We start from the raw sequence: 22,434 nt of genomic DNA, 5'->3' as shown, positions 1-22,434 counted from the left end.
ACCCCTTCTCAGGCTTCTTCTCCCTCCATGGTGCCCCCACTACCGGAAATGACAGTGCAGACGACGTAATGTGCTCCCTTTTTCCAGCCGTCCTCGCTGATCCAGAAACCGGAACCGGTGACACCGGGCTCATAGCCGTACTGCTGCGGCGGCAGGTTGTCCCGGCAGACGGCGAGCGCCTGGTCCTGAGCCTCTTCGTACGTGGTCCCGGGGCTCATCTCGTAGAAGCCGAGCACCTTCTGCCGGTGCCGGGACTGGCAGGAGACCAGCCGGATCCTGTTGTCGGAGATCGGATCGAGGCAGTCCTGCTTCTGCAGGGTGGCCACGTCGACGAGCACCGTCTCACCCACCGTCCGGTGCTCGCCGATCGGCCCGTACACCGGCCTGCGCTCGCCCAGGAGCAGACAGGCGACCCGATGGCCCGCGGCGTCGAAGCCGTCGTCGGTCGGGAGGACGGCGTAGGTACGGACGTCCACGAGCCTCTCGCGGGCCTCCACCGTCAGCTGCTCGCACTGGGCGGCCCCGCCCGTCCGGGCGTCCTCGGCGGACGACGCCTCGTAGGAGGCCATCACCTGGCCGTCCATCGTGCGCCCCGCGCACGCGGGCACGACCCGCAACCGGGCGGCGTCCGTGAAGGGAGTGTCGGTCCAGGTGACGTCCACGCAGTCGCCGTCCTTCAGCGGCTCCACCAGCCCCACGGTCGTCCCGTACGGCAGCTCCGCGCTCCGGGTGTCTCCGCTGCCGCCCAGTCCGCCCGGGAGGTCCTTCAGGTTCTCCATGGCGTACCAGGTCCCACCGACCACCAGGGCCAGTCCCAGGGTGGTGGCCATGCCCGCGAGGAGGGCCCGGCCGCGGTGCCGACGGGGGCGTCCGCCGGTGCCGGCGCCGGCACCGGTGGTCCGCGGGGGAGGGGCGAAGCCCTGTCCGCCGGCCGACCGGTGCTCCGCCGGGGACCAGACGTCCTGCCCGCCGTGTCCGCCGTGCCCGCCCGAGGGGGCGTACCACGGCGTCTCGTGCGCGACCCGGGGGACGACGGGGATCTCCGGCTCCGCCGTGTGCGTGGGCTCGCTCGCCCACTGCGGCTGAGAGCCGAGGTCGGGCTCGGCGCGGGGATGGGCCTGGGGGGTGACGATCGCGGACAGCACCGCCTCGGTCTCGGCGGCCGCGATCCGGCGCACGGGATCCTTGGCGAGCATGGCGGCCAGCACCGGCTCCAGCGCGCCCGCCCGCAGCATGGGGCGCGGCTCCTCCAGGACGACCGCGGTCAGCGCGGCGATCTCCGAGGCGCGGTCGAAGGGCCCGTACCCCTCGACGGCGTGGTACAGCGTGCAGCCCAGCGAGAACAGGTCGGACGCGGCGGTCGGCGGCCCGCCCTGCGCCCGCTCGGGCGCGAGGTATCCGGCGGTCCCGACCAGGACGTGCGTACGGGTGTACCGGGTCTCCTGGGTGTCGGGCTGGACGGAGATGCCGTAGTCGGTGAGGAGGACGCGCGCGTACGGCGATCCGGCGCGGTCCGGGGCGAGCAGGATGTTGGCCGGCTTGACGTCCCGGTGCATGATGCCGCGCTCGTGCCCGGCGGTCAGCGCGTCCAGGACGGCGAGTCCGATGCGGGCGCACTCGGCGGGCGCGAGGGCGCCCCGCTGGGTGACGAGGGCCTTCAGATCGAGGGCCCCCGGCACGTACTCCATGACGATCCATGGCAGTTCGTCGTGTTCCAGGACGTCGTGCACGGTGACCACGTTGGGGTGGGCCCGCAGCCCGGCGGCGTGCCGGGCCTCGGCGCGGGCGCGGGCCACCCGGGCCGTGCGCTCCCGCTCGGCCTCGCCCGGATTGCGGAACACGATCTCCTTGAGGGCCACCTCGCAGTCCAGCTGACGGTCGTGCGCCAGCCAGACATGGCCCATGCCGCCGCTGCCCAGCCGGTTCAGCAGGAGATAGCGGTCGGCGATGACCCGGCCGACTCCCGACTTCGGTGCTCCTGACTGCATCGGTCACTCCCCAGGGTTCAGATCCATACGGGCTGGGCCGGGTCCTCGACGGGATCGCCCGGGTCTCCCGGATCCCCCGAACCGCTCGGATCCCCTGAGGCCCCCGGGTCGCCCGGGTCGTCGGACGGCGGATCACCGGTCGGATCGGGATCGTGTGCCGTCGGGGTGTCGCCGGGCGGACCGCTGTCCTCCGGTGGGGTGGGGTCGGGGGCGGGCGTCGTCGGGGGCCTGGTCGACCTGGACGGGCTGGGAGGGGTCGACGGAAGGGTGGGCGTGGACGTGGGAGTGGGGTCCGGTGACGGCTGCTCGGGGGACCTGGACGGTGACGGTGCCGGTGATGTGCCACCCGTCGACGGGGGAGTGGTCGACTCCGTGGGCGACGGTCCGCCGTCCGTGGGGGAGGACTGCCCGCCCGAGGGGGGCGTGTTCCGGTCCGTCGGCGTCGATCCGCTCTCCGACGGCGATCCACCCGACGACGAGCGTTCCGTCTCCGAGGGCTCGGTCGGCCCCGGACCCGTCCCCGTCTCCGTCCCCGTGGAGCCGGAGTCCGAGCCCGACCCGCCGCCCGAGCCGGACCCCGGCCCGGATCCCGGGTCGTCGGTGCGCTCCTCGGTGCTCTCCTCGGCGGTCCGGCCCGGCCAGTCCACGTGCAGCGCCACCGCGGTGCCGAACCCCAGCTCGGTGCCCGGCCCGGGGTTCGACCCGGTCACCGGCGCGTCCCCCGGCGGCATCTCGTCCCCGGCGACCGTCACCGCCAGGCCCTTGTCCGCCAGGGCCGCACTGGCCTCGCCGAAGGTCATCCCGCGCACCTTCGGCACGGCCTGCCGCGCACGCGTGTCGAACGTCGTGTCGGACTCGCCCGTGCTGCCGACCTTCCGGCTGATGCCCTGGTCCGGGTCCTCGACGTCGACGAGCTTGATCTCCTCGAGCCGCTCGGGCGCGGGCTTGACGACGACCACCGCGGACTCGTCGTAGCCCTCCCACTCCTGGTTGTCGCCGGTGAACTCCACCTCGATGCGGTCCGGGTTCTCGTCGAACGCGCGCAGCGGATTTCCGCAGCTGCACTTCACGGCGGGCAGGCCCTGATCGTCGACCAATACCGCGATACCGGATTCCAGCAGCGCGTCGAAGGGGACGGCCCTGCCCTTCTTGTAGTCGTGGTTCTTCACGAGGGTGTCGTGGCGCAGGAGAACGGGTGTGAGTTCGTCGAGATGATTTCCGATTCCGTCGACATCGACCTCGGCGATCCGGGCCCATTCCTGAGCCTTTTTCTTGTTCTCCGGAGCGGTGAGGAATTTCTCCAGCTTGCGCACGTCGCAGACCTTCGGCTTCTGCGTGCCCCCGTACAGGCCGGGAGTGTTGCCCTGCTGCAGACCGCTGTGCGGCTCCAGGGACGTGAGGTCGGGCTCGTCCCGGCCCAGCTGTTCGCCCTCGTCGAAGAAGGGGGCGAGGGACGGTACCCCGGCGGCCACCGCCTTCACCGCGAGCAGTGACGGAGCCGAATCACCGCACCCGCTCAGGATCACCGTGCCCACCAGCAGGACGGCGATCCTCCGGGCAGCGGATTTCCCCGCTTTTCGTAAACATGTTCGCAAGCATGCGTGAATTGTCATGACCGCTCCCCCCGGCGGTTTCCCCCGTCACCCCGCAGAGCGGACGCGGGGCTCACGCATCATGCTACTGAAGGGCAAAGCCTTTCGGTCAAGGGAAAAAGAGAGGAGTGCGGTCGTGTGGCCAAACACGGGAATGAGGGCACGGAAAAGAAAGGGGGCTCAGCGGCTACGTGCGTCGAGTGAGGCGAGATAGGCGTTGTACGCCTCGAGTTCCTTGTCGCCGTCCCGGTCGGCCGCGCGGTCCGAGCGCCGGGCCTGCCGCTGCTCGGAGCCGTACCACTGGAAGAGCAGCGCGAGCAGCACCAGCACCGAGGGGATCTCGCTGAACGCCCAGGCGATGCCGCCGGCCGCGTTCTGGTCGGCCAGCGCGTCGATGCCGAGGGAGGCGGGCGGGTTCTCGTACGTCTTCACCATGGGCGCGGACGCCATCATCAGCGCGATGCCGAAGAACGCGTGGAACGGCATGCCGGCGAACAGTTCCAGCATCCGCATCAGATAACCGGGCCGGTGCGGCCCCGGATCCACGCCCATGATCGGCCAGAAGAAGAACAGCCCGACCATCAGGAAGTGCGTCATCATCACGATGTGCCCCGGCGTCGACCCCATCAGGAAGTCGAAGATCGGCGTGAAGTAGAGGCCGTACAGGCTCGCGATGAACATCGGGATCGTGAACGCCGGATGCGTGACGATCTTCATGTACCAGCTGTGCAGGAACATCAGCAGCAGCTCACGCGGCCCCTTCCGGCCCTTCCCCGCCACCGGCAGCGCCCGCAACGCCAAGGTCATCGGCGCCCCCAGCAGCAGCACGATCGGCGCCAGCATGCTGATCACCATGTGCTGCACCATGTGCACGCTGAACATGACCATGCCGTAGTCGTTCAGCCCGGTACACGTCACCAGCAGCACCAGCAGCACACCGACGACGAATGCGACGGTCCGCCCGACGGGCCACTTGTCGCCGCGGCGTACGAGCCGCGTGACTCCCCAGCCGTAGAGAGCGAGGGCCACCAGGCAGGCGACGAGGAAGAACGGGTCGGCCGACCACGCGAGTCCCCGCCCGAGGGTGAAGGGCAAAAGCCCCATACCGTGCCCGCTGTGATCCATCCGCCGGCTCCTGCTTCGTGGGGGGTTGTGCTGTCTGTCCGCCCCCAGACTAGAACCGCCCCCGGTCACGATCATGACCGGAGGCACGGCAGCCGACCTCAGCCGACCTCAGGGGTGCGGCGAACCGCGCGACCAGCCACAGCCACCCGCACTCGCCCCACCGGCTAGAGCACGCACTCCGCTTCGGCGTACCGCTCCTGCGGCACCGTCTTCAACGTCTCCACGGCCTCGGCCAGCGGCACCATCACGATGTCCGTCCCCCGAAGTGCGGTCATCTTCCCGAACTCACCCCGGTGCACGGCCTCCACCGCATGCCACCCGAACCGGGTCGCCAGCACCCGGTCGTAGGCGGTCGGCGTACCACCCCGCTGCACATGCCCGAGGATCACCGGCCGTGCCTCTTTCCCGAGCCGCGTCTCCAGTTCGACGGAGAGCTGCCGAGCGATCCCGGCGAACCGCTCGTGCCCGTAGATGTCCTTGCCGCCCTCGTCGAACTCCATGGACCCGGCCTTCGGCTTGGCCCCCTCCGCCGCCACCACGATCGCGAACCGCTTGCCCGCCGAGAACCGCTCGGCGACCTTCGTGGCCAACTCGTCGATGTCGAAGGGGCGTTCCGGTACGACGATGGCGTGGGCGCCGGCCGCCATGCCGGAGTGCAGCGCGATCCAGCCGGTGTGGCGGCCCATGACCTCCACCACCAGGACCCGCTGGTGGGACTCGGCGGTGGTCTTCAGCCGGTCCAGGGCCTCCGTGGCGACCCCCACGGCCGTGTCGAAGCCGAACGTGACGTCCGTGACCGCGATGTCGTTGTCGATGGTCTTCGGCACACCCACGATCGGCAGGCCGTTGTCCGACATCAGCCGGGCCGCCTTGAGCGTGCCCTCACCGCCGATGGGGATGATCGCGTCGAGGCCGAGCTCCTCGACATGGCCCTTCGCCCGCGCCACCCCGTCCCGCAGATGCGACGGCTGGACCCGGGAGGAGCCGAGAATCGTGCCGCCGCGGGCCAGGATGCCCGCCACCGCGTCCAGGTCGAGCTTGAGGTAGTCGCAGTCCAGGAGACCTTTCCAGCCGTCCCGGAAGCCGATGACCTCGTCGCCGTGGTCGACGACGGCACGGTGCACGACGGACCGGATGACGGCGTTCAGCCCGGGGCAGTCGCCGCCGGACGTGAGGACACCAATGCGCATAGCCCGAATACCTTCTCCACGTGGGCCGGGGACCGGACCACGTTGTCCGGCTGGAATCCCCGCCACCCTACCGGCGGCAGGGGGCGGGGCCGTAGCGGGCGTCCGCCTGCTGGACGGCCCCGCACAGGTGAGCGGAGCCCTGGTCAGACGGGCTTTCACACGTGAGCGCGGGGGCTGTCAGACGGGCTTTCGTACGGGCACTGAGGAACCGTTTCTCAGGCGCCTCGGCTTCCTGCCGTACGGCCTACGCGGGCTGCTGGGCCGCCGAGATGCGCTCGCCCCGCAGTGCCTCGAACCAGCGGTCGTCGGTCGGCGGCAGCGCGTTCACGTCCAGTGCCAGCTTCAGCAGCAGGTCCGCGATCTGCGGGTTCCGCGCCAGCACCGGCCCGTGCATGTACGTGCCGAACACGGTGTCGTTGTACGCGCCCTCCGTGCCGTCGCCCGTGCCGTTGCCCTTGCCGAGCCGCACCTGTGCGAGCGCGCGGGCGGTGGGGCCGAGGTGGGTGACGCCCTGGTGGTTCTCGAACCCGGTCAGCTGGGGCAGCCCGAGACGCGGGTCGATGTCCCCGAGGACATCGCCGACGCACCGCTCGCCCTCGCCGCGGGTCGTGGTCACGTCGAGCAGGCCGAGGCCCGGCTCGCGCTGGCCGAGGTCGTTGACGAACTCGTGGCCGAGGATCTGGTAGCCGGCGCAGACCGCGAAGACGATCGCGCCGTTGTTCACCGCCTGGTACAGATGCCGGTCGCGGCGCAGCCGCTCGGCGGCCAGCCGCTGCGGCCGGTCCTCGCCGCCGCCGATCAGGTAGATGTCGCCGGAGGTGGGGATCGGCTGGTCGCTGCGCACGTCCAGCCGGGCCACGTCCAGGCCGCGCTGGCGCGCCCTGCGCTCGACGACGAGGACGTTGCCCTGGTCGCCGTAGGTGCTGAGCAGGTCCGGGTAGACCCAGACGATCCGCAGGCTGTTGTCACTCATGAAGTCAGTGCCCCTCAGAGTCGTTCGTGGTCGGACGCTCAGTTGCCCACGCGGCGGCGCAGGTCCTGGAACGCGGTGTAGTTGGCGATGACCTCGATCCGCCCCGGCGGGCACATCTGCACCGCCTGGTCGAGGGTGTCACAGACCTGGAAGTGCTGGCCCGCGACCTCCAGCCGCACCGCCAGGTCGAGCTTGCGGTCGCCGAGCACGAAGATCGGGTGGCCGGTCAGCCGCGTGTAGTCGACGTCCCACAGCCAGGACGTGTCGGTGCCGTCGGCGCCGCGCGCGTTCACCGACAGGATCACCGGCGAGGGCGGCGGGTCGATCAGCGAGAACGTCTCCAGCCAGCCCGCCGGGTTCTTGGCGAGCAGCAGCCGCAGATCGCGCTCCATGAACTGCACCACGTCGTACCGACCGGCCACCGCCTGGACCTGGTACATGCGTTCCAGGGCGACCTGCGGCGGTACACCGAAGACGGCGGCGGTGGCGGCCGAGGAGGCGGCGTTGGCCTTGTTGGCGCGGCCCGGCAGCTGGAGATGGATCGGCCAGGCCGAACCGTGCGGGTCGAGGACGTGGTCACCGGAGAGGGCCCAGCTCGGCGTGGGGCGGCGGAAACCGCACTCGCCGCAGAACCAGTCGTCGCCGGGCCGCTGCATCACACCGCCGCAGGACGGGCAGGACCAGGCGTCGTCTTTCCACATCTGGCCGACCGCGACCCAGATCACGTTCGGGGACGACGAGGCTGCCCACACGATCAGCGGGTCGTCGCAGTTGGCGACGACGACGGCCTTGGTGCCGGCCAGGCCCTCCCGCCACGCCTCCGCCATCATGCGGGTCTCGGCGGCGCGGTCGAGCTGGTCGCGGGAGAGGTTGAGCAGTGCGATGCACTTGGGGTCGGTGTCCCGCGCGACACCGGCGAGGTACTTCTCGTCGACCTCGATGACCGCGAACTTGGAGTCCGAGTTCCCGGCGAGGGCCGAGGTGATGCCCGCGGGCATGTTGGCGCCGAGCGCGTTCGAGACGACGGGGCCCGCGGCCCGCAGCGCCTCGGCGATCAGCCGGGTCGTGGTGGTCTTGCCGTTGGTGGCCGAGACCAGGACGACGTCCAGGCTCTGTGCGAGCCGGGCGAGGAGGTCGGGGTCGAGTTTGAGTGCCACCCGGCCGCCGATCACAGATCCGCTACCGCGCCCCGCGGCACGCGATGCCGCCGCGACCGCCTTGCCCGCCGTCACGGCCAGCTTGGCCCGCGGCGTGAGCGGGTCCGAGTTGCCTGCCATCAGTTCTCGATCCTCCTTGCGTACAGCGCCGCGCCCAGTCCCGGCAACGTGTGGACCGAAGCCTATCGAGATCCACTCACGCGCCCGAATCTCGTCCGGCCGTCGCACGTGACGTCGCACCGGCCGGACCGGCGATATCGGGTCTGAACGTACCCTTGCGGCCATGCGAAGCGGCTCGATTCCCGGCGCCCGAGGGCGCGTTCTCCCCATGTCACTGCTCGGGGACCCCGTATTGCAGGCACCCTGTGAAGAGGTGACGGAATTCGGGCCCGAACTGGTGCGGCTTGTGGAGGACATGTTCGCGACGATGTACGACGCGCGGGGTGTGGGGCTCGCCGCGAACCAGGTGGGCCGGCGGCTTCGGGTGTTCGTATACGACTGTCCGGACGACGAGGAGGTGCGCCATCTCGGCCACGTGGTGAACCCGCGGCTCGTCTCGACGGAGGGGATCATACTGCGGGGGCCCGAGGGGTGTCTGTCGCTGCCCGGCCTGGAGGCGGGGGTGGAGCGGTACGACGAGGCCGTGGTGGAGGGGTTCACGGTCGACGGCGATCGGGTGCGGGTGTGGGGGAGCGGGTTCTTCGCGCGGTGCCTTCAGCATGAGTGTGATCACCTCGAGGGCCAGGTGTATGTGGACCGGCTTTCGGGGTGGCGTCGCTCCCGGGTGATGCGGAAGGTCGCGAAGGCGCCGTGGGGGCGGTGAGCCGTGTGGCGGCCGCGGGATCGTCGTGGCCGCTCGCGCGGTTCCCCGCGCCCCTTCCGGGGCGCGATCCCCACCCGCCGTGAGAAAGAACCCGCTAGGGCGTGCTTCGGAAGTCCCTTCTGCTCTGCGACGCCCGGCACGCTTTCTTACTCTCGGCTCCGCTCGAGCGGGAGGGACTCCCACCGCCGCACCGGACGAAAGGCCAAGTACGCCCAGTACGAGGCCTTTCGTCCGGCGCGCCGAGAGCACGCACCGGACGCCGCAGAGCCGCCCTTCGGGCGACGAAGGGACTTCCGAAACACGCCCTAGAACCCCGGGCCGCCCACCTTGTCCCCCGCGGCCGCCAGGCGGCCCCAGAGCAGGTCTGCCAGGCAGTGGACCAACTCTGCCCGCGTGCAGGGGCGTTCGCCGAGCCACCAGTCTCCCGCCGCGTGCATCATGCCTACGATGCCGTGGCCCCAGACGCGGGCGAGCCGGCGGCTGTCGGGGCCGAGGTCGAGGCGGTCCTCTATGACCCTGCCGAGTTCCTCGCCCATACGGCGCAGGAGGGGGGCGGAGTGCTTGCCGACGTCGAAGCCGTGGTCGCCGGGCTGGCCGCCCTCGGCGGGGTGCATCAGGAAGCGGTACACCTGGGGACGGGCCTCGATGGCCGCCAGATAGGTGTCGAGGGTCGCCTCGACGCGTTCGCGGCGCTCCGCCGGGGCGTCCAGGGCGGCCCGCAGGGAGTCGAGGAGGGCGTCGGTGTGGCGCTGGGCGAGGGCGGCGTAGAGTCCGCCCTTGTCGCCGAAGTGGCGATAGAGAATCGGCTTGGTGATGCCGGCTTCGGCGGCGATGGCGTTCATCGACGCTCCTGGTCCGTCGCGGAGCACGACTCGGTCCGCGGCCTCCAGCAGCTCGCGCCGACGGCGATCGGCGGACCGCTCCTGGTCGGTCCGCTGCGTGGTGTCCATGAGTCTCTCCCCCACATGCTGATGACGGTGACGCCTGCGCAAACTAACACTGATTGGTACGGCCCGATCGAACGGGTTGCCGAGCCGGGCTCGGGAGTTGACTTTTCCTACCGACCGGTAACAGACTCAAGTTACCGTAGGTAACATCTTAGTGCAGTGCTGGAGGCGCGTCATGGCCGAGTTCACGATGGAACTCAACGAGGAACAGCGAGAGGTCCGCGACTGGCTCCACGGGTTCGCCGCCGATGTGATCCGCCCCGCGGCAGCCGAGTGGGACGAGCGCGAGGAGACCCCCTGGCCGGTGATCCAGGAGGCCGCCAAGGTCGGTATCTACTCCCTCGACTTCTACGCCCAGCAGTACTTCGACCCCACCGGCCTCGGCATCCCCATGGCGATGGAGGAGCTGTTCTGGGGCGACGCGGGCATCGCCCTCTCCATCGTCGGCACCGGCCTGGCCGCCGTGGGTGTCCTCGCCAACGGTACCGAGGAGCAGATCGGCACCTGGATCCCCCAGATGTACGGCGACGCCAACGACGTCAAGGTCGCCGCGTTCTGCTCCTCCGAGCCCGACGCCGGTTCCGACGTCGCCTCGATGCGCACCCGTGCCGTGTACGACGAGGCCAAGGACGAGTGGGTCCTCAACGGCACGAAGACCTGGGCGACCAACGGCGGCATCGCCAACGTCCACGTCGTCGTCGCCGTGGTCGACCCCGAGCTCGGCTCCAAGGGCCACGCGTCCTTCATCGTCCCGCCGAACACGCCCGGCCTGTCCCAGGGCCAGAAGTTCAAGAAGCACGGCATCCGCGCCTCCCACACCGCCGAGGTCGTCCTGGAGGACGCGCGGATCCCCGGCTCCTGCCTGCTCGGCGGCAAGGAGAAGCTCGACGAGCGTCTGGCGCGGGCCCGCGAGCGGGCGAAGGCCGGCGGTGAGAGGGTGAAGAACGCGGCGATGGCCACGTTCGAGGCGTCCCGCCCGGCCGTGGGGGCCATGGCCGTGGGCACCGCCCGTGCCGCGTACGAGGTCGCCCTCGACTACGCCAAGACCCGTGAGCAGTTCGGGCGGCCCATCATCGACAACCAGGGCGTCGCCTTCCAGATCGCGGACATGCGGACGTCCGTGGACGCGGCGCGACTGCTGGTGTGGCGTGCGTCCTGGATGGCGATCAACGGGAAGCAGTTCACCGCCGCCGAGGGGTCCCAGTCGAAGCTCTTCGCGAGTGAGACGGCGAAGAAGGTCACGGCGCAGGCCATCCAGATCCTGGGTGGCAACGGCTACACCCGGGAGTACCCGGTGGAGCGGATGCACCGGGACGCGGCCATCTACACGATCTTCGAGGGTACGAGCGAGGTGCAGCGGCTGGTGATCGCCCGGACCCTGTCGGGGATGCCCATTCGGTAGCGTCGTGGGGTGCCGTGCGATCCGGACTGCGGGAGTGTTGTGTTTGCTCGCGCAGTTCCGCGCGCCCCTGGCGGGGCACCGATCGGCGGCGACACAGGCGCGAACGGACGGGAGCCCTCGATGACGCGCACGGCCGTACGACTGCTGGAGAGCACCACCGCGACCCTCGCCCCGGCCCCCGACGCCAACCCTCTGCTGCCCTTGATCACCTCCGGTGCGGCCGGTCTCGACACCCTTGCCGCGCTGGCCATGGAACAGCGTGTCGTCATCGCCGCCGACCTGCGTTCCTTCCGCCATCTGGCCGAGCGGTCGGCGACCGAGGAACCGGCGAGTGCCCCCTTCTTCGAGATGCTCGCGGAAGGGGAGGCGGTGGCGGCGGAGCGGCTCGTGGCGTACGCGGAGGCGTGCGGTGTGGACGAGGAGCGGGCGGCCGCGTACGAGCCCCTCCCGGGCTGTCAGGCCTACCCGTCGTACGTCGCCCGCCTCGCGCTCGGCGAGTCCCCGGCCGACGTGGTACTCGTCCTGAGCGCCAACTTCGCTTCCTGGGGCGGCTATTGCGCGACCATCGCGAAGGCCCTCCGCCATCACCACGCCTTCACCGACGAAGCCTGCGCCTTCTTCGACCTCTTCGCCGAACCGTCACCGGAACTGGAGGAGAGGGCGAGGGCGGCGGTACAGGCGGGACTGGACACCGGACGGATCGACGGCCATCTCGCCGTCCGTCATGGCCGCCTGCTGCAGAGCTACGAATCGATGTTCTGGCACACACTCGCGTCGCTGTAGGGGCACGGGGAACGGCCGACTCTCAACCCGATGCCGCTCCACTGCTGTGGGCGATGCACGCCACGTCGATCCGGTCCGCCAACTTCGCCAGCTCGATCGTCAGCGCCGCCACCGTGTCCTCGTCGAGTTCCTCACCCGCCTCCACGAGGTGCAGCCATCGTCCGCCCACCGTCCGCAGCAGCTTGCTCACATCGGCCGCGGCCACCTGCAGGGTCCCGCGGTCGTCGACGATCAGAGGCAGAGTCACTTCGCGGTTCACAACGGGGATGGTAGTCGCGGAACGCTCACGCCCCGTGCCATACGGTGGTGATGTTGCAGAACTCCCGGATTCCGTGTCCGGACAGCTCACGTCCGTATCCGGACCGCTTGACCCCGCCGAACGGGAACGCCGGGTGGGAGGCGGTCATCCCGTTGACGTAGACCGCTCCGGCGTCGAGGTCCCGGACGAAGCGGTCGACCTCGGCGGCGTCCCGGGTCCACACGTTGGAGCTGAGCCCGAAGGGCGTGTCGTTGGCGATCGCGATCGCTTCGTCGAGGTCGGCGACCCGGTACAGCGTGGCGACCGGGCCGAAGGTCTCCTCGTGGTGGACGCGCATCTCGGGCGTGATGTCGGCGAGGACTGTGGGCGGGTAGAACCAGCCGGGCCCGTCGGGGCGTTCGGCGCCGCACAGGACGGTCGCGCCGCTCTCCACGGCCTCGTCGACCAGCTCCTCCAGATCCTCGCGTCCCCGCTCGCTGGAGAGCGGGCCGACGTCGGTGTCCTCGTCCAGCGGGTCGCCGACCTTGAGCGCCTTCATGGCCTCGACGAACCGCTCGGCGAAGGCGTCGTACACGTCGGTGTGCACGATGAACCGCTTGGCGGCGATGCACGACTGCCCGGTGTTCTGCACCCGGGCCGTCACGGCGACCCGGGCGGCCCGGTCGATGTCGGCGGACGGCAGCACGACGTACGGGTCGCTGCCGCCCAGTTCCAGGACCGTCTTCTTGACCTCGTCCCCGGCGACCGAGGCGACGGCCCGGCCGGCGGGCTCGCTGCCGGTGAGGGTGGCCGCCTTCACGCGCGGGTCGCGCAGGATGTCCTCGATGGCGCCGGAGCCGACGAGCAGGGTCTGGAAGCAGCCCTCGGGGAAGCCCGCCCGGCGGAAGAGGTCCTCCAGGTAGAGCGCGGTCTGCGGGACGTTGGAGGCGTGCTTGAGCAGGCCCACGTTGCCGGCCATCAGCGCGGGCGCGGCGAAGCGGATCACCTGCCAGAGCGGGAAGTTCCACGGCATCACGGCGAGCACCGGGCCGAGCGGCCGGTAGCGGACCAGGACGCGGGACGCGCCGGAGTCCTTCACGTCCGCGTCCGACGGCTCCACGTCGGTGAGCAGCACCTCGGCGTGGTCGGCGTACCAGCGCATCGCCTTGGCGCACTTGGCGGCCTCGGCGCGGGCCTGCTTGACCGGTTTGCCCATCTCCGTGGTCATCACCCGGGCGACGTCCTCCGTGTCCTCGTCGAGGAGGTCGGCGGCCCTGTGCATCAGCCGGGCGCGTTCCGCCGGGGACGTGGTCCGGTAGGTACGGAAGGTGGTGTCGGCGGTGGCGAGGCGGCGCTCGATCTCCTCCTCGCCCAGGGCGTCGTACGTCTTGAGCGTCTCGCCGTTCGCCGGGTTGACCGTGGCGATGGGCATGTCTGGCCTCCTGCGTGGGCTGTCCTTCGACCTTCCCGCGCGACGGCGCATGCCGCAACGCGGACCCCTCAGGCCGAGTGCTCCAGGAGACGGTCGAGAAACTCCGCCTGGGCCGGGACGATCACGGCCCGGGCCCGTTCGACGGTGAGCCACTCCACGCGGTCCAGCTCCGGGAACTCCTGGATCTGCCCCGATTTCGGCGGCCACTCCATCCGGAAGGTGCCCGGCACGACGGTCGCCGGGTCGAGGTCCGCCTCGATGGCCCAGGCCGTGACGAGCTTGCCGTTCGCCTGCCGCACCACGCCCAGCGGTACGGCCTCCCCCTCGGGCGGTGCCAGCCCCAGCTCCTCCTGGAACTCCCGACGGGCCGCGTCCCAGGCGGGCTCGTCCGGTTCGTACTCGCCCTTGGGCACGCTCCAGGCCCCCGCGTCCTTGTGCGCGAAGAACGGGCCGCCCATATGGCCGAGCAGGACCTCGACGCCGTCCTCGGTGCGGCGGTGGAGCAGCAGTCCGGCACTGCGCTTGGGGGTGGTCAACGGGTCACCTCGGGGTGTGCGGCGAGCAGGGTCTCGACCGTATCGGCTTCCGCCGGTGTCTTGTCCTCGCGGTAGCGGATCACGCGGGCGAATCGGAGGGTGACGCCGGCCGGGTAGCGGGTGGAGCGCTGCAGGCCGTCGTAGGCGATCTCGACGACGAGTTCGGGGCGTACGGTCACGCCCCAGCCGTGCTCCCGCACGGCCAGCTCCGTGAGCCGCTCGGTCTGCCAGCTCAGCAGCGCGTCGGTCATGCCCTTGAAGGTCTTGCCCAGCATCGCGAAGGAGCCGTCGGCCGCACGGGCGCCGAGGTGGAGGTTGGAGAGCTTGCCGGTGCGGCGGCCGTGGCCCCACTCGGCGGCCAGGACCACCAGATCGAGGGTGTGCACGGGCTTGACCTTCAGCCAGGACGCCCCGCGGCGGCCCGCGCTGTAGGGGGCGTCGAGGGCCTTCAGTACGACCCCTTCGTGGCCGCGTTCCAGGGTGCCGGCGAGGAATCGTTCGGCCTCGGCGAGGTCGCCGGGGCCGTTCACCAGGGTGCGCCGGACCCGGATCGGCTCGGGGACGAGCCGGGCCAGTTCGGTGTGGCGGTCGGTGAGGGGCAGGTCGAGGAGGTCCTGGCCGTCCACGGACAGCGCGTCGAAGAAGACCGGGGAGACGGGCACCTGCCGGGCCGCCGTCGTCACGTCCAGTCGTGAGCCGACCCGCCCGGCGGTCTCCTGGAAGGAACGCGGCCGCCCGGTTTCGTCGAACGCGATCACCTCCCCGTCCAGGATGAACCGCTCGCCCCGCAACTCCCGTGCGGCGGAGGTGAGTTCGGGCAGCCGGTCGGTGATGTCGTCCAGGGTGCGGGTGTAGAGGCGTACGTCGTCGCCGTCGCGGTGGACCTGTACGCGGATGCCGTCCAGCTTCTCCTCGACCGCGCACACGCCCAGTTTCGCCACGGCCTCCTCGACGGAGGTCGCGCTGTGCGCCAGCATCGGCAGGACGGGCTGCCCGACGGTGAGCCGGAACCCTTCGAGGGCCGACGGTCCCTCCGCCAGCAGGGCCTGTGCCACGGACTGCAGCGAGCCGGCGAGCATCACCGCCCGCCGTACGTCGGCTGCGGGCGCCCCGGTGGCCCCGGCCAGCCCCTCCACGGCGACCGCGTCCAGGGCGCCCTGGCGGACCTCACCGGTGAGCAGGCCGAACAGATACCGCTGTTCGTCCTCGGTGGCCGCCGCCAGCAACGCGCCGACCAGGCGCCTGCGTTCGGCCTGTGAGCCGGCGCCGGTGACAGCGCCGATCGCCGTCAGCCGGGCGTCCACCTCGCGGACGGTGAGGGTCGGGGTCGTGGCCGGCGGGATCTGCTGGTTCAGAACCTTCCAGCCGATGCCGAGCCGGCCCTGGGGCAGCCGGCCCGCGAGGTACGGGATGACGATCGGGACGTCCGCCGGGTCGGCGTCCCGGAAGAGTTCGGCGAGCAGCGCGGTCTTTCGTGAGCGGGCCGAGGTGGTGGCGACCTCTTGGGACACATGGGCCAGCCGGGCGAACAGCATGGGGCCATGGTCCTACGGGGGATCGCCGGACGCCTATCGGACGACTGTCGGACGCCTAGGGGGGCGGGGGTGCGTGTGCCGTGGCGGGTGCGGGTGCGGGTGCGGGTGCGGGCGCGTCGTGACTTGTCGCGCAGTTCCCCGCGCCCCTTCGGGCGGCCGATCGATCATGTCGCGTCCAGGTCCGTCATCAGGAGTTCTCCGTTGATCGTCGCTCCCGCTCGGTAGCCGGAGGAAGCCGCGTTGATCACCTGTTCGGAGAAGCCCATGGCGTTGCCGACCGCCCAGACGCCGGGGACGGTGGTCAGGCCGGTCGGGTCGACCACGGGGTATGTGCCGAACGGGGTCTCGTCGAGGGCGGCGCCCAGCTTCTCCAGCAGGCTCGTCCGCGGGATCGGGCGAGGGGCCGTGAAGAGCACCGAGCGGGCGTATGCGGTGCCGTCGGTGAGCCGGACCCCGGTGAGGCGGTCGTCGGTGACGAGCAGGCCCTCGACCTCGCCCGGGACCACCGGGACCCCGGCGGCGGCGAGGCGGCGCAGGTCGTCGTCGGAGAGGTCGCTCTCGGCGACAGTGTGCAGGAAGAGGGTCACGTCCTTGGACCACTGGGAGACGATCAGGGCCTGGTGGACGCTCATCGGGGTCGTGGCGAGGACGCCGAAGGGCTCGTCGCGGACCTCCCAGCCGTGGCAGTACGGGCAGTGGAGCACGTCCCTGCCGAAGCGCTCCGCGATGCCGGGGACGGCCGGCAGCTCGTCCCTCAGGCCGGTGGCGACGACCAGGCGCCGGGCGCGCACGGTTCGGCCGTCCGCGAGGGTCACGGTGAAGCTCCGGCCGTCATCACTTCGGGTCGCGTCCACGGCCCGCCCCTCGACCAGTTCGACGCCGTACCGGGCGATCTCCTCCCGGCCCACGGCCAGGAACTCCGCCGGCGGCATCCCGTCCCGCGACAGAAAGCCCTGCATGTGTGCGGCGGGCGCGTTGCGGGGCTCGCCCGCGTCGACGACCAGGGTCCGGCGCCGGGACCGGCCGAGGACCAGGGCGGCGGAGAGCCCCGCCGCGCCGCCGCCGATGACGATCACTTCGTACCGCTCGGTCGTTCCGTCCTGCTCGGTCATGGTGACCACCTCCACGACGACGGTCGCCCGAGCGGTGCCGCATTGACAAACGCCTTTGCCGAAACTGCAATAGCGGTATGAGTGACACGAGTGAGCGGACGGGTGGCACGGACGAGGTCCTCGCCGGGGTCGGGCCGCGGTTGCGGCGGCTGAGGAAGGAACGGGAGGTGACGCTCGCGGCCCTGTCCGAGGCGACCGGTATCTCGGTGAGCACGTTGTCGCGGCTGGAGTCGGGACTGCGCAAGCCCAGCCTGGAACTGCTGCTGCCGATCGCGCGGGCCCACCAGGTGCCGTTGGACGAGCTCATCGGGGAGCCGCCGGTCGGCGACCCGCGGGTGCGGTCGAAGCCGATCCAGCGGCACGGGCGGACGTACTGGCCGCTCACCCGGCAGCCGGGCGGCCTCCAGGCCTTCAAGGTCCTCGTGCCCCAGTCGCGGCAGGAGCCGGAGCCGCGCGTCCACGAGGGCTACGAATGGCTGTATGTGATGTCCGGGAAACTGCGTGTCGTGCTCGGCGAACATGATGTGGTGATGGTGGCCGGGGAGGCCGCCGAGTTCGACACCCGGGTCCCGCACTGGTTCGGGTCGACGGGGGAGGGGCCGGTGGAGTTCCTCAGTCTGTTCGGGCCGCAGGGGGAGCGGATGCACGTACGGGCCAGGCCCGCGCGTCCGTGACGCACGCTACTGGTCCCGACCGCCCCCGGACTGTTCCCCGGAGGGCAAGCGACCGCTTAGTATGCATGCGACAGTCGGCCCCGGGTCAGACGAAGAAGTCCGAAGCAGTCCGTGGAGGCACCGCATGCAGGCATGGCAAGTGCACGAGAACGGCGAGCCGAGCGAGGTGATGCGGCTCCAGGACGTGGAGCGGCCCACGCCCGGTGACGGCCAGGTCCTGCTGAAGGTGCGCGCCGCGAACATCAACTTCCCCGATGTCCTGATGTGCCGGGGCCACTACCAGGTCAGGCCTCCGCTCCCGTTCACCCCGGGCGTGGAGATCTGCGGTGAGACCGAGGACGGCCGCCGGGTCATCGCCAACCCGGCGCTGCCGTACGGCGGTCTCGCCGAGTACGCGGTCGCGGACGCCGCCGCGCTGCTGCCCGCGCCCGAGGCGCTGGACGACGCCGAGGCTGCGGCCCTGCACATCGGTTACCAGACGGGCTGGTTCGGTCTCCACCGCCGGGCCCGCCTCGAAGCGGGGGAGACCTTGCTCGTCCACGCCGCCGCAGGAGGGGTCGGCAGCGCGGCCGTGCAGCTCGGCAAGGCGGCCGGGGCGACGGTCATCGGCGTCGTCGGCGGCGCCGACAAGGCTGCCGTGGCCCGGGAACTGGGCTGTGATGTGGTGGTCGACCGGCGGAGCGAGGACGTCGTCTCCGCCGTGAAGGAAGCCACCGGAGGCCGGGGTGCGGACGTGATCTACGACCCCGTGGGCGGCGAGGCCTACACGCAGTCGACCAAGGTCGTCGCCTTCGAGGGACGCATCGTGGTCGTCGGCTTCGCCAGCGGGACGATCCCCAGCCCCGGCCTCAACCACGCCCTCGTCAAGAACTACTCGATCCTCGGCCTGCACTGGGGTCTGTACAACACCAAGAACCCGAAGCTGGTCCAGCACTGCCACGAGCAGCTCACCGAGCTGGCGGCACGGGGCGTCGTCAAGCCGCTGGTGAGCGAGCGCACGCCGCTCGGCGGGGCCGCGGCCGCCGTGCAGCGCGTCGCGGACGGCGTCACCACCGGCCGGGTCGTCGTGGTGCCCTCGCTGGAGAACGGAGCCGCCGCATGACCGACGCAGCCGACCTCAGGCGCCGCACGGCCGAGTTGCTGGCCGCGTACCCGCCCGCCACCACCGACCGCCTGGACTTCCTGCGTGCCCGCTTCGACGCGGGGCTCGCCTGGGTGCACTACCCCGAGGGCCTCGGCGGGCTCGGCGCCCCGCGCTCCCTCCAGGCCGTGGTGGACGCGGACCTGGAGGCGGAAGGCGCCCCCGACAACGATCCGCGACGCATCGGCATCGGCCTGGGCATGGCCGCGCCGACGATCCTCGCCTACGGCACGCAGGAGCAGAAGCGCCAGTACCTGCGGCCGCTGTGGACCGGCGAGGAGGTCTGGTGCCAGCTCTTCAGCGAGCCGGGTGCCGGGTCCGACCTGGCCGCGCTGGGCACGCGGGCCGTCCGTGAGGGCGGCGCATGGGTGGTCAACGGGCAGAAGGTGTGGACGTCCAGCGCGCACGTCGCCCGCTGGGCCATCCTCATCGCCCGCACCGACCCGGACGTGCCCAAGCACCGCGGCATCACCTACTTCATCTGCGACATGACCGACCTGGGCGTCGAGGTCAGGCCGCTGCGCCAGGTCACCGGCGAGGCCGAGTTCAACGAGGTGTTCATCACCGACGTCCGCATCCCGGACTCCCGCCGCCTCGGCGAGATCGGCGACGGCTGGAAGGTCGCGCAGACCACGCTCAACAACGAACGCGTCGCCATCGGCGGGATGCGGCTGCCCCGCGAGGGCGGCATGATCGGCCCGGTGGCCAAGACCTGGCGCGAGCGTCCCGAACTGCGCACCCACGACCTCCACCAGCGGCTGTTGAAGCTCTGGGTCGAGGCCGAGGCCGCCCGGCTCACCGCGGAGCGGCTGCGCCAGCAGCTCGTCGCCGGACAGCCCGGCCCCGAGGGCGCCGGCATGAAGCTCGCCTTCGCCCGCCTCAACCAGGAGATCAGCGGCCTGGAGGTCGAACTCCGGGGCGAGGAGGGCCTGTTGTACGACGACTGGAGCATGCGGCGCCCCGAGCTGGTCGACTTCGTCGGCCGTGACGCCGGCTACCGCTACCTCCGCTCCAAGGGCAACAGCATCGAGGGCGGGACCACCGAGGTCCTGCTGAACATCGTCGCCGAGCGCGTCCTGGGCCTGCCCAGTGAGCCGCGCACCGACAAGGACGTCGCCTGGAAGGACCTCGCCCGATGACCGACCTGCTGTACTCGGAGGAGGAAGAGGCCCTCCGCGCGGCCGTCCGCGACCTGCTGGCCGACCACTGCGACGCGGCGGGCGTGATCGCGCGCGTCGAGTCGGACGCCCCGCACGACCGGGAACTGTGGAAGCTGCTCGCCGACGGCATGGGCCTCGCCGGGCTGCTCGTCCCCGAGGAACTGGGCGGCCAGGGTGCCGGCCACCGCGAAGTCGCCGTCGTGCTGGAGGAGTTGGGGCGCGCCGTCGCCCCGGTGCCGTTCCTCACGAGCGCCGTCGTCGCCACCGAAGCCCTGCTGGCCGGTGACGCCGGAGAGGCTGGAGACCTGCTCGGCGACCTGGCCTCCGGCCGCAGGATCGGCGCCCTCGCGGTCGCGCTGAACCTCCCCGCCGACAGCGCCTACAAGGTCGTACGGTACGAAGACGGCGCCCTGCACGGGGAGTTGACCGGAATCGCGGACGCGGCCGTCGCCGATGTCCTGCTGGTGCCCGCCGACGACGGCGGGCTGTACGCGGTCGACGCCTCGGCCGTGACCGTCACCCCACAGGTGTCCCTCGACCTGACCCGGCCGCTGGCGAAGGTGGTGTTCGACGGGGCGCCGGGCCGGCTCCTCGGCGACGCCGAACCCGCCGTACGCCGGGCCCTGCGCGCCGGAGCCGGTCTCCTCGCCTCCGAGCAACTCGGCCTCGCGGAGTGGACGTTGACCGAGACGGTCCGCTACCTGAAGGAGCGCAAGCAGTTCAACCGGCCCGTCGGAGGCTTCCAGGCGCTCAAGCACCGCCTCGCGCACCTGTGGCTGGAGGTCGTCAACCTGCGGGCGGCTGCCCGGAACGCGGCCGACCAGCTCGCCACCGGCAGTGCGGACGCCGACCTCGCGGTGGCCGTGGCCCAGGCCTTCGCGGCGCCCGTGGCCGTCCACGCGGCCGAGGAGGCGCTGCAACTGCACGGCGGGATCGGCATGACCTGGGAACACCCGGTCCACCTGTATCTGAAGCGGGCGAAGGCCGACTCGATCGCGTACGGCACGGCGGGTGCCCACCGGGCGGCCCTGGCCGAACTGGTGGACCTCCAGGCCCCCTGACGTACCTCTGGAGAAGAGCAGGCGAAGCCCGCCCCACCTGGGGCGGGCTTCGTCGTGTGCGCACGGCGGCCGAGTGAACGTACGACGGCGCTCCGGCCAACTCCCCGCACGACACTGCTCATCGGCCCCTTCCGGCTCGCATACTCGCTGGGTCCACAACCGGCCCACCCGGGAGGAAGAGCATGGCCCTCACCACCCGTCGCAGAGCCCTCACCACCTTCGGCGCCGCCCTCGCGGGCGCGGTCGCCCTGCCCGCCACGACCGCGCTGGCCGGCGAACGCAAGCACCGCCCGCGCCCGTTGTGGCGCGCCCACGCGCACAACGACTACGAGCACCCGCGCCCCCTCCTGGACGCCCTCGACCACCGCTTCGGCAGCGTCGAGGCCGACATCTTCCTCGTCGGCGACCAACTGCTCGTCGCCCACGACGCCACCGACCTCGACCCCGGCCGTACCCTCGAATCCCTCTACCTGGACCCGCTCGCCGCCCGCGTCCGCGCCCACCACGGTTCGGTGTACCGGGGATACCGCAAGCCGCTCCAACTGCTCATCGACATCAAGACCGAGGGCGCGTCGACGTACCTCGAACTCGACCGCCGTCTGCGGCGCCACCGGCACCTGTTCACGACGTACGCGCACGGTCGTGTGTATCCGGGGGCGGTCACGGCCGTGATCTCCGGGGACCGGGCCGCCCGGGTGCCCATGGAGGCGCAGAGCGTGCGGCGCGCCTTCTACGACGGCCGGCTCGCCGACCTCGTGAGTACGACGCCCGCACCCGCCTCCCTCATCCCGCTGATCTCCGACAACTGGACGCTCAACTTCACCTGGCAGGGCGTCGGTCCGTTCCCGGAAGCCGAGCGCGCCAGGCTGCGGCAGATCGTCTCGACGGCGCACGGACGCGGGCAGAGGGTGCGGTTCTGGGCGACGCCCGACCTGGCGGGCCCGGCCCGGGACGCGTTGTGGGGCGAGTTGGTCGCGGCCGACGTCGACCATCTCAACACGGACGACCTCGCGGGCCTCGAAGCGTTCCTGGACGCCCGCCGGTCGGCGTAGGCGCGATATGTCGACACCACTCGTTCGGCGGACACGTCAGCCGCACGGGCGAACCCTCCGCTACGTCACACTTGCGGCCGAATACCGCGAAGCGGGCGTGGCGGAGGAGGTTGACGATGGCCATTTCCATCTCTGTGGTGGTGCTGCTCGTGATCCTGATGGTGATCTTCCTGCGCAACGGTGCGCTGAAGTTCTCGCACGCCGCCATCTGCGTGCTGCTCGGCTTCCACATGGCCGGCACGAGCCTGGCGCCGACGATTCACCACGGGCTGACGGCGACGGCGGACATCGTGAGCAGCCTGAAGCCGTGACGTGCGGGCGGGGGGCGCGTCACGGCTCGGGGGTGCGGCGGCGTCGGCGGGTGCGGGTCCGGTGGGGGCTGGTCGCGCGGTTCCCCGCGCCCCTGAATAGCCGGGGCTGCGCCCCGTGCCTTTGAGGCCCGCAGGGGCCTGGTCTTTCAGGGGCGCGGGGAACCGCGCGAGAAGCCCCACTCACCCGCGGCCGAAGAACGTA

General features: G+C 71.3%; 21 protein-coding genes. 9 read left to right on the top strand and 12 right to left on the bottom strand.

Going from position 1 to position 22,434, the window contains the following annotated elements:
* Positions 1 to 8: 8 nt before the first annotated feature.
* From OG272_RS07085 to OG272_RS07060, 6 genes are all read right to left on the bottom strand, one after another.
* Complete coding sequence (locus OG272_RS07085; RefSeq protein ID WP_405892898.1) at positions 9 to 1,988, bottom strand: protein kinase domain-containing protein; 1,980 nt, start codon at positions 1,986 to 1,988, stop codon at positions 9 to 11.
* 17 nt (positions 1,989 to 2,005) lie between these two features.
* Positions 2,006 to 3,523 (bottom strand): DUF6777 domain-containing protein, encoded by a 1,518-nt coding sequence (locus OG272_RS07080; protein WP_405892897.1) that lies wholly within the window; start codon positions 3,521 to 3,523, stop codon positions 2,006 to 2,008.
* Positions 3,524 to 3,760: 237 nt separating this feature from the next.
* On the bottom strand, positions 3,761 to 4,705 hold the full coding sequence (locus tag OG272_RS07075; protein WP_327730764.1) for a cytochrome c oxidase assembly protein: 945 nt from the start codon (positions 4,703 to 4,705) through the stop codon (positions 3,761 to 3,763).
* A 164-nt stretch (positions 4,706 to 4,869) separates the two neighbouring features.
* The gene (locus OG272_RS07070; RefSeq protein WP_327730765.1) at positions 4,870 to 5,895 is read right to left on the bottom strand and encodes a 6-phosphofructokinase; all 1,026 of its coding nucleotides are present in this window, start codon (positions 5,893 to 5,895) and stop codon (positions 4,870 to 4,872) included.
* 244 nt (positions 5,896 to 6,139) lie between these two features.
* The gene (locus tag OG272_RS07065) at positions 6,140 to 6,868 is read right to left on the bottom strand and encodes a glutamine amidotransferase (RefSeq protein WP_326584360.1); all 729 of its coding nucleotides are present in this window, start codon (positions 6,866 to 6,868) and stop codon (positions 6,140 to 6,142) included.
* A 38-nt stretch (positions 6,869 to 6,906) separates the two neighbouring features.
* Positions 6,907 to 8,145, bottom strand: coding sequence for a MurT ligase domain-containing protein (locus tag OG272_RS07060; protein ID WP_326584361.1), 1,239 nt, complete (start codon positions 8,143 to 8,145; stop codon positions 6,907 to 6,909).
* A 163-nt stretch (positions 8,146 to 8,308) separates the two neighbouring features.
* Between OG272_RS07060 and def the strand changes: the two genes are divergently transcribed.
* Complete coding sequence (gene def, locus OG272_RS07055) at positions 8,309 to 8,848, top strand: peptide deformylase (RefSeq protein ID WP_326584362.1); 540 nt, start codon at positions 8,309 to 8,311, stop codon at positions 8,846 to 8,848.
* Positions 8,849 to 9,153: 305 nt separating this feature from the next.
* On the opposite strand, the gene OG272_RS07050 is transcribed toward def, so the two are convergent.
* A complete protein-coding gene (locus OG272_RS07050) occupies positions 9,154 to 9,798 on the bottom strand; it encodes a TetR family transcriptional regulator (protein ID WP_326584363.1) in 645 nt (214 codons plus the stop codon).
* 172 nt (positions 9,799 to 9,970) lie between these two features.
* On the opposite strand from OG272_RS07050, the gene OG272_RS07045 reads away from it, so the two are divergent.
* On the top strand, positions 9,971 to 11,197 hold the full coding sequence (locus OG272_RS07045) for an acyl-CoA dehydrogenase family protein (protein ID WP_326584364.1): 1,227 nt from the start codon (positions 9,971 to 9,973) through the stop codon (positions 11,195 to 11,197).
* Positions 11,198 to 11,317: 120 nt separating this feature from the next.
* Complete coding sequence (locus tag OG272_RS07040) at positions 11,318 to 11,980, top strand: transcriptional regulator (protein WP_326584365.1); 663 nt, start codon at positions 11,318 to 11,320, stop codon at positions 11,978 to 11,980.
* Positions 11,981 to 12,002: 22 nt separating this feature from the next.
* On the opposite strand, the gene OG272_RS07035 is transcribed toward OG272_RS07040, so the two are convergent.
* From OG272_RS07035 to OG272_RS07015, 5 genes are all read right to left on the bottom strand, one after another.
* The gene (locus OG272_RS07035; RefSeq protein ID WP_326584366.1) at positions 12,003 to 12,239 is read right to left on the bottom strand and encodes a DUF6213 family protein; all 237 of its coding nucleotides are present in this window, start codon (positions 12,237 to 12,239) and stop codon (positions 12,003 to 12,005) included.
* A gap of 25 nt (positions 12,240 to 12,264) precedes the next feature.
* Positions 12,265 to 13,650, bottom strand: a complete 1,386-nt coding sequence (locus OG272_RS07030; protein ID WP_405892894.1) for an NADP-dependent succinic semialdehyde dehydrogenase — start codon at positions 13,648 to 13,650, stop codon at positions 12,265 to 12,267.
* A 68-nt stretch (positions 13,651 to 13,718) separates the two neighbouring features.
* On the bottom strand, positions 13,719 to 14,186 hold the full coding sequence (locus OG272_RS07025; protein WP_405892892.1) for an NUDIX domain-containing protein: 468 nt from the start codon (positions 14,184 to 14,186) through the stop codon (positions 13,719 to 13,721).
* Positions 14,183 to 15,721, bottom strand: coding sequence for an ATP-dependent DNA ligase (locus OG272_RS07020; protein ID WP_405892891.1), 1,539 nt, complete (start codon positions 15,719 to 15,721; stop codon positions 14,183 to 14,185). The genes OG272_RS07025 and OG272_RS07020 overlap by 4 nt, the downstream gene beginning before the upstream one ends.
* Positions 15,722 to 15,885: 164 nt before the next feature.
* Complete coding sequence (locus OG272_RS07015) at positions 15,886 to 16,833, bottom strand: NAD(P)/FAD-dependent oxidoreductase (protein ID WP_405892890.1); 948 nt, start codon at positions 16,831 to 16,833, stop codon at positions 15,886 to 15,888.
* A 77-nt stretch (positions 16,834 to 16,910) separates the two neighbouring features.
* Here OG272_RS07015 and OG272_RS07010 point away from each other — a divergent pair, with 77 nt between their 5' ends.
* The 6 genes from OG272_RS07010 (at position 16,911) to OG272_RS06985 (ending at position 22,232) form a co-directional block, all read left to right on the top strand.
* Entirely contained in the window at positions 16,911 to 17,507 is a 597-nt protein-coding gene (locus OG272_RS07010; protein WP_405892889.1) for a helix-turn-helix domain-containing protein, read from the top strand.
* 124 nt (positions 17,508 to 17,631) lie between these two features.
* Entirely contained in the window at positions 17,632 to 18,609 is a 978-nt protein-coding gene (locus OG272_RS07005; RefSeq protein ID WP_119581774.1) for an NADPH:quinone oxidoreductase family protein, read from the top strand.
* On the top strand, positions 18,606 to 19,787 hold the full coding sequence (locus tag OG272_RS07000) for an acyl-CoA dehydrogenase family protein (protein WP_405892887.1): 1,182 nt from the start codon (positions 18,606 to 18,608) through the stop codon (positions 19,785 to 19,787). Before OG272_RS07005 ends, OG272_RS07000 begins: the two co-directional genes overlap by 4 nt.
* The gene (locus OG272_RS06995; protein ID WP_327730771.1) at positions 19,784 to 20,869 is read left to right on the top strand and encodes an acyl-CoA dehydrogenase family protein; all 1,086 of its coding nucleotides are present in this window, start codon (positions 19,784 to 19,786) and stop codon (positions 20,867 to 20,869) included. The genes OG272_RS07000 and OG272_RS06995 overlap by 4 nt, the downstream gene beginning before the upstream one ends.
* A 182-nt stretch (positions 20,870 to 21,051) precedes the next feature.
* Positions 21,052 to 21,921: a phosphatidylinositol-specific phospholipase C/glycerophosphodiester phosphodiesterase family protein gene (locus OG272_RS06990; RefSeq protein WP_327730772.1), complete on the top strand. Its 870-nt coding sequence runs from the start codon at positions 21,052 to 21,054 to the stop codon at positions 21,919 to 21,921.
* A 116-nt stretch (positions 21,922 to 22,037) separates the two neighbouring features.
* Positions 22,038 to 22,232: a hypothetical protein gene (locus tag OG272_RS06985; protein ID WP_326584375.1), complete on the top strand. Its 195-nt coding sequence runs from the start codon at positions 22,038 to 22,040 to the stop codon at positions 22,230 to 22,232.
* The last annotated feature ends 202 nt before the right edge of the window (positions 22,233 to 22,434 follow it).

Source organism: Streptomyces sp. NBC_00104, assembly GCF_045160825.1.
Lineage (GTDB): Bacteria > Actinomycetota > Actinomycetes > Streptomycetales > Streptomycetaceae > Streptomyces.
The sequence above is the reverse complement of the archived record's forward strand: the minus strand, read 5'-3'. Positions and strand labels throughout refer to the sequence as shown.

Coding starts and splice junctions, on each gene's coding strand:
- OG272_RS07085 (WP_405892898.1), bottom strand. CDS start 1,988: ATGCAGTCAGGAGCACCGAAGTCGGGAGTCGGCCGGGTCATCGCCGAC.
- OG272_RS07075 (WP_327730764.1), bottom strand. CDS start 4,705: ATGGATCACAGCGGGCACGGTATGGGGCTTTTGCCCTTCACCCTCGGG.
- OG272_RS07070 (WP_327730765.1), bottom strand. CDS start 5,895: ATGCGCATTGGTGTCCTCACGTCCGGCGGCGACTGCCCCGGGCTGAAC.
- OG272_RS07065 (WP_326584360.1), bottom strand. CDS start 6,868: ATGAGTGACAACAGCCTGCGGATCGTCTGGGTCTACCCGGACCTGCTC.
- OG272_RS07060 (WP_326584361.1), bottom strand. CDS start 8,145: ATGGCAGGCAACTCGGACCCGCTCACGCCGCGGGCCAAGCTGGCCGTG.
- def (WP_326584362.1), top strand. CDS start 8,309: ATGCGAAGCGGCTCGATTCCCGGCGCCCGAGGGCGCGTTCTCCCCATG.
- OG272_RS07050 (WP_326584363.1), bottom strand. CDS start 9,798: ATGGACACCACGCAGCGGACCGACCAGGAGCGGTCCGCCGATCGCCGT.
- OG272_RS07045 (WP_326584364.1), top strand. CDS start 9,971: ATGGCCGAGTTCACGATGGAACTCAACGAGGAACAGCGAGAGGTCCGC.
- OG272_RS07040 (WP_326584365.1), top strand. CDS start 11,318: ATGACGCGCACGGCCGTACGACTGCTGGAGAGCACCACCGCGACCCTC.
- OG272_RS07030 (WP_405892894.1), bottom strand. CDS start 13,650: ATGCCCATCGCCACGGTCAACCCGGCGAACGGCGAGACGCTCAAGACG.
- OG272_RS07020 (WP_405892891.1), bottom strand. CDS start 15,721: ATGCTGTTCGCCCGGCTGGCCCATGTGTCCCAAGAGGTCGCCACCACC.
- OG272_RS07015 (WP_405892890.1), bottom strand. CDS start 16,833: ATGACCGAGCAGGACGGAACGACCGAGCGGTACGAAGTGATCGTCATC.
- OG272_RS07010 (WP_405892889.1), top strand. CDS start 16,911: ATGAGTGACACGAGTGAGCGGACGGGTGGCACGGACGAGGTCCTCGCC.
- OG272_RS07005 (WP_119581774.1), top strand. CDS start 17,632: ATGCAGGCATGGCAAGTGCACGAGAACGGCGAGCCGAGCGAGGTGATG.
- OG272_RS07000 (WP_405892887.1), top strand. CDS start 18,606: ATGACCGACGCAGCCGACCTCAGGCGCCGCACGGCCGAGTTGCTGGCC.
- OG272_RS06995 (WP_327730771.1), top strand. CDS start 19,784: ATGACCGACCTGCTGTACTCGGAGGAGGAAGAGGCCCTCCGCGCGGCC.
- OG272_RS06990 (WP_327730772.1), top strand. CDS start 21,052: ATGGCCCTCACCACCCGTCGCAGAGCCCTCACCACCTTCGGCGCCGCC.
- OG272_RS06985 (WP_326584375.1), top strand. CDS start 22,038: ATGGCCATTTCCATCTCTGTGGTGGTGCTGCTCGTGATCCTGATGGTG.